At 70.5% G+C, this 11476-nt stretch carries 10 protein-coding genes and 1 pseudogene; 7 read left to right on the top strand and 4 right to left on the bottom strand.

Annotated elements, in window-relative coordinates; all coding sequences use genetic code 11:
* The coding region (locus ABS64_RS12330) for an antibiotic biosynthesis monooxygenase (protein WP_292683866.1) at positions 1-220 on the top strand (220 nt) is incomplete at its 5' end.
* Positions 221-569: 349 nt separating this feature from the next.
* Here ABS64_RS12330 and ABS64_RS12325 read toward each other — a convergent pair.
* From ABS64_RS12325 to ABS64_RS12315, 3 genes and pseudogenes are all read right to left on the bottom strand, one after another.
* A pseudogene (locus ABS64_RS12325) lies at positions 570-1377 on the bottom strand (integrase core domain-containing protein); the annotation flags it as partial.
* A gap of 424 nt (positions 1378-1801) precedes the next feature.
* Entirely contained in the window at positions 1802-2476 is a 675-nt protein-coding gene (locus ABS64_RS12320; RefSeq protein WP_292683864.1) for a flavin reductase family protein, read from the bottom strand.
* Positions 2477-2508: 32 nt separating this feature from the next.
* On the bottom strand, positions 2509-3903 hold the full coding sequence (locus ABS64_RS12315; protein ID WP_292683862.1) for a cytosine permease: 1395 nt from the start codon (positions 3901-3903) through the stop codon (positions 2509-2511).
* 139 nt (positions 3904-4042) lie between these two features.
* On the opposite strand from ABS64_RS12315, the gene ABS64_RS12310 reads away from it, so the two are divergent.
* A complete protein-coding gene (locus ABS64_RS12310; RefSeq protein ID WP_292683860.1) occupies positions 4043-4693 on the top strand; it encodes a GntR family transcriptional regulator in 651 nt (216 codons plus the stop codon).
* Positions 4694-4700: 7 nt separating this feature from the next.
* Here the strand turns inward: ABS64_RS12310 and ABS64_RS12305 are convergent, their stop codons facing one another.
* The gene (locus ABS64_RS12305; protein WP_292683858.1) at positions 4701-5483 is read right to left on the bottom strand and encodes an IclR family transcriptional regulator; all 783 of its coding nucleotides are present in this window, start codon (positions 5481-5483) and stop codon (positions 4701-4703) included.
* A 63-nt stretch (positions 5484-5546) separates the two neighbouring features.
* Here ABS64_RS12305 and hutU point away from each other — a divergent pair, with 63 nt between their 5' ends.
* From hutU to ABS64_RS12280, 5 genes are read left to right on the top strand one after another with little or no spacing between them, the layout of a single operon-like run.
* Positions 5547-7217 (top strand): urocanate hydratase, encoded by a 1671-nt coding sequence (gene hutU, locus ABS64_RS12300; RefSeq protein ID WP_204947782.1) that lies wholly within the window; start codon positions 5547-5549, stop codon positions 7215-7217.
* Entirely contained in the window at positions 7214-8407 is a 1194-nt protein-coding gene (locus ABS64_RS12295) for an allantoate amidohydrolase (RefSeq protein WP_292683855.1), read from the top strand. Before hutU ends, ABS64_RS12295 begins: the two co-directional genes overlap by 4 nt.
* Complete coding sequence (locus tag ABS64_RS12290) at positions 8404-9705, top strand: formimidoylglutamate deiminase (RefSeq protein ID WP_292683853.1); 1302 nt, start codon at positions 8404-8406, stop codon at positions 9703-9705. Before ABS64_RS12295 ends, ABS64_RS12290 begins: the two co-directional genes overlap by 4 nt.
* On the top strand, positions 9702-10868 hold the full coding sequence (hutI, locus tag ABS64_RS12285) for an imidazolonepropionase (RefSeq protein ID WP_288119562.1): 1167 nt from the start codon (positions 9702-9704) through the stop codon (positions 10866-10868). The genes ABS64_RS12290 and hutI overlap by 4 nt, the downstream gene beginning before the upstream one ends.
* On the top strand, positions 10865-11440 hold the full coding sequence (locus tag ABS64_RS12280; protein WP_197017282.1) for a HutD family protein: 576 nt from the start codon (positions 10865-10867) through the stop codon (positions 11438-11440). Before hutI ends, ABS64_RS12280 begins: the two co-directional genes overlap by 4 nt.
* Positions 11441-11476: the final 36 nt, after the last annotated feature.

Here is an 11476-nt window from a genome sequence, read left to right as displayed (position 1 = left end):
CGCTGTCGCACTCGCCAACGAAGAAGTAGGAACGATTGTCTGGTTCGCGGTCAGGACCCACGCCGACACCTTCTGGATCTTCGATGCATTCCCCGACGAGGCCGCTCGCGACGCCCACGCCAACGGCGCCATCGTCGCAGCTCTGATGGCCAACCAGCACCTCCTCGGCGCAGCACCCGAGATCCTGGCGGCCGACGTCCTCGCGTCCAAGCTCCCGTAGTCCGCCAACGCACGAGACGATCGCGCCCCGCCGAGCGGTCGCCAGGTCGCGACGCAATGCCATGCTGCGTTGCCCAGCGCTCGGCCGGCGAGGGGGTCCGTCGCAGAGCAGAGCGACGTCGGTGTCGGGCAGAGCAGTGAGGCCAGTGCATCGCGCGACCACCAGAACCCGAACCGCCCCTGACCTGCGTTTCCGCAGGTCAGGGGCTGTTCGCCGGAGCCGCCTGTCGGAATCGAACCGACGACCTCATCACGTCGACTTTGCGTCTATCGCTTGATGCGCCCACTGGGCGAACGAGCCGCTGACCTTCGCAAACGCCGAGCGTGGGGGACGCCGCCATCCGGTGGTGGCCGGGCAGCCCCTGGTGGGGACGTTCGGTGTTGTAGATCCGGTCGAACTCGTCGACGTGCGCCTGCATTTGCGCGAGTGTCGCCGCGACGGGCTGCTTGTCGAGGTATCGGAACAGGGGCTGGTGGAAGCGTTCGTTCTTGCCTTGCGTGGTCGGCTTGTAGGGCTTCCCAGTGATCGGCTTCACCCCGAGCCGGGTGACGTAGTCGACGAGTTGTCCGACGATCCCGCGCCGTGACGGGTTCAATGCGACACCGTTATCGGTGAGCAGGCGTTGCGGGACGCCGTGCGCGGCGATGCCTTTCGCGACGACGTGCACGCCGAAGTCTCGCCGGCGGCGACGTGGGACGCCACCGCGAGGCGGGAGTGGTCATCGCTGAGCTGGAAGATCACGCATTTGCGGCCGCCGGCGAGGACATACTCGGTCGCGTCCAACTGCCAGCACGCGTTCGGCGCCGGGTAGACGAACCGGCGATACGCAGCGCGCGGCTTCTTCTTCGCTCAGCACGCGCGACGCCGGCCCGGCGGAAGATCCGCGCCACCGACGCCGTCGACGGCACCGGGTCCATCCTCAGCGTGCGCATCTTGTCGTGCACGCTGATCGGACCGTGATCCAGCCCGGACTGCTCCAACGCGGCCCGCACACCGATCGCCTGCCGTTTGACCTCGTCGGTCAGCATCGACGGGCTCGACTTCGGACGGCGTGACTTCGGCTCGAGCGCCGCTGCCGGCCCTTCTTCGATGGCTCGCTTGCGGATCGCGTAAAACGTCTTGCGGGAGATGTCGCGCTCGGCGCAGAACGTACTCACCGCCCCGCGCGGGGCATCATCGGGCCACTGCGTGATGGCGAGGCGAACACGAGAATCAACGGGCTCGGACGGGGTCACTCACCCCATCACACCGGCCGAAGTGACACCACCAAGACCGCCGGAAGTGTCACGGATGTCCTCATGCAGAACCGTCACCGATGTCCTGCGAGATGACAGGACAAAGCTCCCGATAGGAACGAAAGTCAGGCCGATTCACTCGGTCAAACGCGTCGAACGTGCCACCGATGCACCAGTTCCCCTCGTCGGCTTCCGTGGGCGCAGCACGACGCCCGCGGGCGCTGGGGGAGCGCACGCGGGCGTCGCGGAGAGGATCCACCTACTCGCTTGGGGTGCCGCAGGGTGTCCAGAGGAAACGCCGGTGGTGGGGGGTCGGCGCGCGGCGGAGAGTCGGCGGATCCGCGAATCAGCCTTCGGCGGAGAAGCCCATGGGCTCGCCGCCGAGGCCGGCCTGGGCGTCCGAGTCCGCGCCGGGGACGCGCATCTCGAACGTCGAGTCGACGACGGTGTAGTCGAAGTAGCCCATCCGGGCGATCGGGCGCACCTTGGCGATGTCGACGCGTCCGTCGGGGGTCAGGGAGTTCTCGTCCATGTGGATGCGTTCGACCGTCGCATAGACGACGTCGATCGTGCCCACCGTCGAGTTGCCCTTGAGGCGGTGCGTCGAGAGGTACTTGCACTCGAAGTGGAAGGGGCTCTCGGCGACCATGGGTGCTGCCGACAGATCGGCGGCGCGGCGGGTGACGCCGGCGTGGTCGAATTCGCTGACCTCCGGCGGCAGCGCCATCGCGCTGATGTTGACGGCGTCGCGCAGCGCCCAGGTAGCCATGTTCCAGACGAACCAGCCGGTCTCCTCGGCATTGATGACGGTGTCCTTGCGACGTCCGTCGGGGTACTGGTTCGCCGCGAACATCACCATCGGGGGGTCGAAAGTGAGGTTCTGCCACTGGCTGTAGGGGGCCAGGTTCTCCACGCCCTCGCTGCTGACGCTCGAGAGCCAGCCGATCGGACGCGGGACGGTCAGTCCCTTAAAGGGTGAATGCGGGGTGGGGCTCTTCTCGCGAGCCGGATCGAACTTCATGGTGCGGCGCTTTCTGATGGGGAGGGGTCGGCTCAGCGGGTGCGTGTCGCGAGCGAGCCGCGGCGGGCCGGGTTGAACCAGTAGAAGATGAAGCCGGAGACGACGAGGCCGATGATCCACGCGACTTCCGCGCCGCCGAACAGGTTGGCGATCGGGCCCACGTACAGGGAGCTGTTCATGAACGGGATCTGCACGAGGATGCCGGCGAAGTACGCGATGAACGCGAGACCGTTGACCTTGCCGTAGGGGCCGTTCGGATCAAACAGCGCCGCGATGTCGTACTCCTTGTGGCGGATCAGGTAGAAGTCGACGAGGTTGATCGCCGACCACGGCGTGATGAAGTACAGCAGGAACAGCAGAAAGTTCGTGAAGTTCCCGAGGAAGTTGTCGGTCGCGAGCGCCGCGATCGCGTAGGCGATCGCCGAGATGATCACGACGTACACGGCGCGGGAGCGCGCGGTCACGACGTCCTTCCGGCCGAGGGCCGTCACGATCGTCGCGAGCGACATGAACCCGCCATACGAGCTCAGCGTGTTGCCGACGAGCTTGCCGATGACGACCGTGATCGACACGATCCAGCCAAACCCGCCGAGGAGGCCGGCCAGATACAGCACCTGATTGTCGGAGAACGCGGCGCCGCCCACCGCGGCGGCCAGCGCTCCGATGCTCATCGCGAGGGAGGCGCCGAGGACGCTCCCGAGGAAGGTCCACCCGATCGTGGCGCGCTGCGGCGTCGACTCTGGCAGGTAGCGGCTGTAGTCGGCGATGTAGGGGCCGAAGGTGAGTTGCCACGACGCCGAGAGCGAGATGCCGAGGATGAACGGCGCGAGCGCGAACTCCCCGCTGCCGATCGTAGCGGCGGCGTGCGGAGCGGCGAGGATGACGAACAGCAGCACGATGAACACGACACCGCTCAGGACCGTCGCGAAGTGCGAGACCCGGTGGATCCAGCGGTATCCGATGATCGCGAGCACGGTGGAGAAGACGGCGAAGATGGCGGCGCCCACCTTCGGGTCGACGTTCAGGAGCGATCCGAGCGCCTGCCCGCCGAGCACGAGACCGGTCGCATAGAAGCCCAGGTAGATGAACAGGGCGAGCACCAGCGGCAGGATCGCGCCATAGTAACCGAACTGCGCACGGCTCTGGATCATCTGCGGCACTCCCAGCTTGGGACCCTGCGCGGAGTGCAGCGCCGTCACCCAACCGCCGAGCACGTTGCCGATGATGATCGCCGGGATAGACCACAGCGGCGAGTTGCCGAGGATCACGAACAGGGCGCCCGTCACGAGGGCCGTGATGGACGTGTTCGCGGCGAACCATACGAAGAAGAGCGACCCCGGCCTCCCGTGGCGCTCTGTCGGGGGGATCCAGTCGATGGTGCGATGCTCGATGGCCTCACCCGCGTGCAACTGCGCGTCGGTCGACATGTCTTTCCTCCTCAAATCGGCGGCTCAGGGTGAGCCGCGTGGGCGCTACATTACCGATATACCGGTCGTATGCCAGAGGGTTGTTGTTACGGCCCTGTAAAATGTGGAATCCGCCCGGGGCGAGCGAAGGATGGTGACCGTGGCACAGAAAAGTCTCGCCGATCAGGCGTACGACGCCATCGAGGACATGATCACTTCGCAGCAGATCACGTCGGCGACCCTCGTGTCCGAGGCGTCGCTCATGGAAGCCACCGGCCTCGGTCGCACCCCGGTCCGCGAGGCGCTGCAGCGCCTCGCCCGCGACCGCGTCGTGCAGATCCACCCGAACCGCGGCGTGTTCGTCCCGGAGATCACGGTCGAGTCGCAGCTGCGGCTGCTCGAGATCCGTCGCCCCCTCGAGGCCCTCGCCGTCGAACTCGCGTGCGTCCGCGCGAAGAAGGCCGAGCGTGACGCGATGGGGAAGATGCTCGCCTACCTGCAGGCGGCCGAATTCACGCTCGAGGGCTACGCCGATTCGGTGAAGCAGACGCATCAGCTCATTTCGAAGGCGACCCACAACGAGTTCCTCGTCGACGCGATGACGCCGCTGCAGACCCTCTCGCGCCGCTTCTGGCTCGTCAACATCGACGACGAGCAGGATGAGATCGCCGCAGGCGCCCGTGCGCACGCAGAGATCCTCACGTCGATCATCGAGCGCGACGCGGTCCGCGCGGTGGCGGCGTCCTTCGCCCTCAACGACTACCTCGTGCGCCACGCGCATCGCACCGTCGGCATCCCGCAGTCGGCCTGAGCGCCCGCTACCGCGCGGGGGCGGCGCCGCTGAGCCGGCGGCCGAGCTCGCTCGCGAACCGCTCGATGCGGTGCGCGAGGTCGGGCCAGGATTCTTCCGGCACGTTGCCATGCGGGAAGGTGACCGCCAGGCTCGCCGCGGGCCAGCCGTTGCGGTCGCGGATCGCGACGGCGACCGACGCGAACCCGTCGCTGACCTCGCCGCTCTCGGCGGCGAAGCCCGCCCTGGTGACCTCGCCGAGGCTGCGCCGCAGGTGCGGCAGGTCCCGGAACGGGCGCGCGCTGCGGCGGTAGACGGGATCCTCCACGTAGAGGGCCCGCAGCTGTGTCGCGGGCAGGCACGCGAGCAGCGACCTGCCCGTCGCGGTCTGGTGGGCGGGAAGGCGCACGCCGACGTCGGTGATGAGCACCGGCCGGTGCGGCGCCCGCTGCTCGAGCAGATAGATGACGTCGGTGCCATCGAGCACCCCGAGATGCGCCGTCTCGCCGACGTGGTCCACGAGGGCGGCGAGGATCGGGGCCCCCAGGCGCGACAGGGGCGCCTGCCGGCTGAACCCGGAACTCAGCTCGTAGGCCGCGTAGCCGAGGCCATAGCGGCGGTCCTCGGGGTAGTGGATGGCATAGCCGTGATCGACCAGGGCGGTGAGGATGCGGTAGCACGCGGAGCGAGGAATGCCGAGGTCGCGGGCGACGGCCGAAGCGGGCACGGGCCCCCGCTGCGCGCCGAGATGGCTGAGCACGCGCAGCGCCTGTCGGGCGGCGGGCACGGCGGGCGGCGGACTCTGTCCCATATATGAGACGATAACCCCACGGCATCCCCACATGAAGCGGCGCGAAGCGGGTTCACTGTCTGCATGACGACTTCCGGATCCGAGACCCGCACCATCCGCGCCGCCCGAGGCAACCGGCTCACCGCGAAGAGCTGGCAGACCGAGGGCCCGCTGCGGATGCTCATGAACAACCTCGATCCCGAGGTCGCGGAGCGCCCCGAGGATCTCGTCGTCTACGGTGGCACCGGACGTGCCGCGCGCAGCTGGGAGGCGTACGACGCGATCGTCCGCACTCTCGAGACGCTCGAGTCGGACGAGACGCTGCTCGTGCAGTCCGGCAAGCCCGTCGGCGTCTTCCGTACCCACGAGTGGGCGCCGCGCGTACTCATCGCCAATTCGAACCTCGTCGGAGACTGGGCCACGTGGCCAGAGTTCCGCCGCCTCGAGGCCCTCGGCCTCACGATGTACGGGCAGATGACGGCCGGGTCGTGGATCTACATCGGGACGCAGGGCATCTTGCAGGGCACGTACGAGACGTTCGCCGCGGTCGCGACGAAGCGCTTCGGTGGGACGCTCGCCGGCACCCTGACCCTCACCGGCGGCGCCGGCGGCATGGGCGGCGCGCAGCCGCTCGCCGTCACCCTCAACGAGGGCGCCGTCCTCATCGTCGACGTCGACCCCGGCCGCCTGCGCCGCCGCGTCGAGCACGGCTACCTCGACGAGATGACCGACGACCTCGACGACGCGATCGAGCGCGTGCTCGCCGCCAAGGCCGAGCGGCGCCCGCTGTCGGTCGGCCTCGTCGGCAACGCCGCGACCATCTTCCCGGAGATCCTCGCGCGCGGCGTCGCCGTCGATATCGTCACCGACCAGACCAGCGCGCACGACCCGCTCAGCTACCTGCCCGTCGAGGTCTCCCTCGAGGACTGGCAGCGCGCTGCCGCCGACGACCCGGAGGAGTTCACTCGCCTGTCGCGCGCCTCGATGGCCGCCCATGTGAAGGCGATGGTCGAGTTCCAGGATGCCGGCGCCGAGGTGTTCGACTACGGCAACTCCATCCGCCGTGAGGCCGAGCTTGGCGGCTACGACCGCGCGTTCGCCTTCCCCGGCTTCGTCCCGGCCTACATCCGGCCTCTCTTCGCGGAGGGCCTCGGCCCCTTCCGCTGGGCGGCGCTCTCGGGTGACCCGGCCGACATCGCCGCGACCGACAAGGCCATCCTCGAGCTCTTCCCGAACGACGAGAAGCTCCGCCGCTGGATCACCGCCGCCGGCGAGAAGGTGCACTTCGAGGGTCTCCCCGCACGCATCTGCTGGCTCGGCTACAAGGAGCGCCACCTCGCCGGCCTGAAGTTCAACGAGATGGTCGCCTCCGGCGAGCTGTCCGCCCCCGTCGCGATCGGCCGCGACCACCTCGACTCCGGCTCGGTCGCCTCGCCGTACCGCGAGACCGAGGCGATGGCGGACGGCTCGGATGCCATCGCCGACTGGCCCCTGCTGAACGCCCTCCTCAACACCGCGAGCGGCGCGACCTGGGTGTCCCTCCACCACGGCGGCGGCGTCGGCATCGGCCGCAGCATCCACGCCGGCCAGGTCGTGGTCGCCGACGGCACACCGCTGGCGGCGGAGAAGATCGAGCGCGTGCTCACCAACGACCCCGGCACGGGCGTCATGCGGCACGTCGACGCGGGCTACGAGCGCGCCGCCGAAGTGGCCCGTGAGCGCGGCCTGCGCGTGCCGATGTGGGAGCAGGGATGACCTCGAGCCTGGTGACGGGCGGCCGGTTGACGGGGCTGCACGAGCTCACCGGCATCGGCGTCGATCCCGTGCGCGGCGGATACTCGCGCCACCTCTGGCAGGAGCCCGACCTGCAGATGCGCGCCTGGTTCGTCCAGCGTGCCGAGGCGCTGGGGCTCTCCGTCGAGCACGACCGCAATGGCAACATCTGGGCGTGGCTCGGTGAACCCGGACCCGACGCGGTCGTCACCGGCAGCCACCTCGACAGTGTGCCCGGCGGCGGCGAGTTCGACGGGCCACTCGGCATCGTCGTCGCACTCGATGCCGTCGCGCGACTGCAGGCCGCCGGCAGTCGGCTCACCCGTCCGCTGGCCGTCGTCGCGTTCGCGGAGGAGGAGGGCTCCAGGTTCGGCATCGCGTGCATGGGCTCTCGGCTGATGACCGGCGAGCTCGCCCCCGACCGGGCGCGGGCGCTCCGCGACGAAGACGGCGTGAGCTTCGCCGAGGCGGCCGAGCGCGTCGGATTCGACGCGCGGCAGATCGGGCGCGACGATGAGGCGCTCGGCCGCATCGGCGTCTTCGTCGAGGTGCACGTCGAGCAGGGGCGCGGGCTCATCGAGCTGGGTAGCCCGGTCGCCGTCGCGAGCTCGATCTTCGCGCACGGGCGATGGATGCTGACCTTCCGTGGGCAGGGGAACCATGCTGGCGCGACCGCGATGGGCGACCGCGACGACCCGATGGTCGCCGCAGCCCGCGCCGTGCTCGAGATCGAGCAGGCGGCGCTCGCCGCGGGCGACGCGCGTGCGACCGTGGGCCGCGTGAGCGCGGTGCCGGGCGGGACGAACGTCATCGCGTCGCGCGTGGAGCTGAGCCTCGACGCGCGCGCCGAGGAGGACGCCGACGTGCGCGACCTCGTTGCCGACATCGCGCGCCGTGTCGGGGCATCCGAGTTCGCCGAGCAGTCGTGGAGCGGCGCCGTCCGCTTCGATGGGAGCGTGCGCGACCGGCTGCGCATGGCGCTGGGTGACGTGCCGGTGCTGCCGACGGGCGCCGGGCACGACGCCGGGGTCCTCGCCGGCACGGTGCCGACGGCGATGGTCTTCGTCCGCAACCCCACCGGCATCTCGCACGCCCCCGCCGAGTTCGCGGAGGCCGAGGACTGCCTCGTCGGCATCGACGCGCTCGTCACGGTGCTGGAGGAGCTGCAGTGAACATCTGGTGCGACCGGGTCGTCGACGCCGACGGCGTCCGCGAGCGCGTCCGGTTCACCCACGCCGGCGGCCTCGTCGCCGCGGTCGAGACGGACGTCGCTCCGCGCGGCGACGACGTCGTCCTCGGTACCGTGATTCCCGGGGTCGCGAACGCGCACTCGCACGCCTTCCACCGCGTGCTGCGCGGCCGCACCCACGCGCACGGCGGCGACTTCTGGCGCTGGCGCGAGAGCATGTACGCAGCGGCGGCACGGCTCGATCCCGAGAGCTACTTCGAGCTCGCGCGCGCCGTCTTCGCCGAGATGGTCACCTCCGGCTACACCGCCGTCGGGGAGTTCCACTACGTGCACCACCGGCAAGACGGCACCCCTTATCCTCACGAGATGGAGCGGGCGGTTGCCGCCGCCGCCGAGAGCGTCGGCATCCGGCTCACCCTCCTCGACACCGCCTACCTCACCGGCGGCATCGACCGTCCGCTCGCGCCGAAGCAGGAGCGCTTCAGCGACGAGTCCGCAGGCGCCTACCTCGATCGCTGGCATGAGCTGCGCGACCGCGTCGGCCACGGCGCCCGGCTCGGGGCCGCGGTCCACTCGGTGCGGGCGGTGCCGCGCGACGCGATCGCGCAGATCGCCGCCGGGCTCACCGCCGATGTGCCCCTCCACGTCCATCTGTCGGAGCAGCCGCAGGAGAACGCCGACTGCGTCGCCGCGTATGGTCTCACGCCCACCGAGCTGCTGAGCGAGGCCGGCGTGCTGTCGGCACGCGCCACCGCCGTGCACGCCACCCACCTCACCGGCGGCGACATCGCGCTGCTCGGAGAGGCCGGGGCATCCATCGTCATGTGCCCCACCACCGAAGCCGACCTCGGCGACGGGATCGGGCCGGCGCGCGAGCTGCTGAGTGCCGGCGCGCGCCTCGCCGTCGGGTCGGATCAGAACGCCGTCGTCGACCCGTTCCTCGAGACCCGGGGCCTCGAGATGCACGAGCGGCTCGCGCACGGAGCGCGCGGCCGGTTCGCCCCCGCCGAGATCCTGCGTGCGGCCACCGACGACGGTTACCGGTCGCTCGGCTGGCAGGTCGCGCCGCTGCAGCCCGGCGGGCCGTGCGACCTGGTCGAGATCGACGCCGCGTCGGCGCGCACGCTCGGGTCGCACCCGACCGAGCTCATGCTCACCGCGACCGCTGCCGACGCACGTCGCGTCATCGTCGGCGGGCACACCGTCGCCTCGCGCGGGCGCCTCGCCGACGGCACCAGCCCCGCCCAGCTGCTGCACGACGCACTCCGGAGGTTCCCATGAGCGAGCTCATCACCGGCATCGGCGAGCTGACCACCCACACCGGCGAGTACGGGCGCCTCACGGATGCCGCCGTCGTGATCGACGGCGGTCGCATCGCGTGGGTCGGATCCGCGGCATCCGCCCCAGCGGCCGACACCCGCACCGACGCCGGCGGCCGCGCCGTGCTTCCCGGGTGGGTCGACACGCACACCCACATCGTCTTCGCCGGCGACCGTGGGGCGGAGTTCGAGGCCCGGATGGCGGGCGCTCCGTACGTCGCGGGCGGCATCACCTCCACCGTCGACGCGACCCGCGCCGCGACGGCGGATGAGCTGTTCGCGCGCGCCGACTCACTGCGACGTGAGGCGGAGCGGCAGGGCACGACCTACCTCGAGACGAAGACCGGATACGGTCTCGACGTCGAGGCCGAGGTCATGAGCGCGCGCATCGGCGCGCAGGTCGCCGACACCGTCACCTACCTGGGCGCGCACATCGTCCCGGCGGGCGTCGACCGCCGCGACTACATCGACCTCGTCACGGGGCCGATGCTCGCCGCCGTCCGCCCCTACGTCGACGCGATCGACGTCTTCTGCGAGACCGGCGCGTTCACGGTCGACGAGTCGCGGGAGATCCTGCGCGCGGGCGCCGCCGCGGGACTCGCGCTGCGCGTGCACGGCAACCAGCTCGGCCGCAGCGGCGGCGTCGCGCTCGCCGTCGAGCTGGACGCCGCGAGCGTCGACCACTGCAACCACCTCGACGCCGCCGACATCGACGCTCTCGCCGGCTCCGACACCGTTGCGACGTTCCTGCCGGTGTGCGACCTGTCGACACGCGAGCCGTTCGGACCCGCCCGGCAACTCCTCGACGCCGGGGGCCGGATCGCGCTCGCCACCAACTGCAACCCCGGCACGTCGTTCACGACCTCGATGGCACTGTGCGTCGCGACGGCCGTACTGCAGATGCACCTCACGATCGAGGAGGCCGTGTTCGCCGCAACCCGGGGCGCCGCGCGCGTGGTCGGCCGAGTCGAAGGCAGCGACGCCGTCGGCGTCATCGCCCCCGGTTCTCGCGCCGACCTGCAGATGCTCGACGCGCCCTCGATCGCCCACCTCGCCTACCGCCCCGGCGTGCCGCTGACCGCGGCCGTGTGGCGCGGCGGGCGCGCCGTGGTCCCGGCGCCGTGATCCTGCGACGCCAGCGCGATCGCACGCCCGTCGCCTGGCGCAACGGCGCGGGCGTCACCGAGGAGGTCGCCGCCGCGCGAACCGGCCGTATCGGCGACGGGGAGGGAGATCGCATCGCCTGGCGGGTGAGCATCGCAACCGTCGACAAGGCCGCGCCCTTCTCACGATTCGATGGCATCGACCGACTGCTGATGCCGCTCACGCCCGCCGGCATCCACCTCCGCCTGTCCGGAGCGGCGCGCGACGTCTCGCAGTTCGACGTCGTCGCCTTCCCGGGTGAGGCTGACGTCGCCTCGATCGAGGATGCGCCGGGAGCGCGGGACCTCAACCTCATGGTCGACCGCGCGTTCGGCGGCGGTCAGCTGGTGCGGAGCTACGTCACCGGCGCCCGCACGCTGCGCCGTCGCGCCGGCCAGGAGGTGGTCGTCGTCGTCGCGCTGTGCCCGACACTGCGATACCGCGGCGAGCAGCTCGAGGAGGGCGACGCGATCGTGGTCGACGACGACCGGACCGTCATCCTCAGCGGCTACGGATCTGTCGCCGAGGCGACGGTCGTTCGGGCCACGGGGTAGTCGCGGAAACGGCAACCCCTTTTTCGTGGCGCGTCA

It is taken from the genome of Microbacterium sp. SCN 69-37 (genome assembly GCF_001724435.1).
Taxonomy (GTDB): domain Bacteria; phylum Actinomycetota; class Actinomycetes; order Actinomycetales; family Microbacteriaceae; genus Microbacterium; species Microbacterium laevaniformans.
This window is presented reverse-complemented; position numbering and strand designations above follow the sequence as displayed.

Excerpts from the sequence above, each read along its gene's own strand:
- ABS64_RS12320 (WP_292683864.1), bottom strand. The coding sequence starts at position 2,476 with ATGAAGTTCGATCCGGCTCGCGAGAAGAGCCCCACCCCGCATTCACCC.
- ABS64_RS12315 (WP_292683862.1), bottom strand. The coding sequence starts at position 3,903 with ATGTCGACCGACGCGCAGTTGCACGCGGGTGAGGCCATCGAGCATCGC.
- ABS64_RS12305 (WP_292683858.1), bottom strand. The coding sequence starts at position 5,483 with ATGGGACAGAGTCCGCCGCCCGCCGTGCCCGCCGCCCGACAGGCGCTG.
- hutU (WP_204947782.1), top strand. The coding sequence starts at position 5,547 with ATGACGACTTCCGGATCCGAGACCCGCACCATCCGCGCCGCCCGAGGC.
- ABS64_RS12295 (WP_292683855.1), top strand. The coding sequence starts at position 7,214 with ATGACCTCGAGCCTGGTGACGGGCGGCCGGTTGACGGGGCTGCACGAG.
- hutI (WP_288119562.1), top strand. The coding sequence starts at position 9,702 with ATGAGCGAGCTCATCACCGGCATCGGCGAGCTGACCACCCACACCGGC.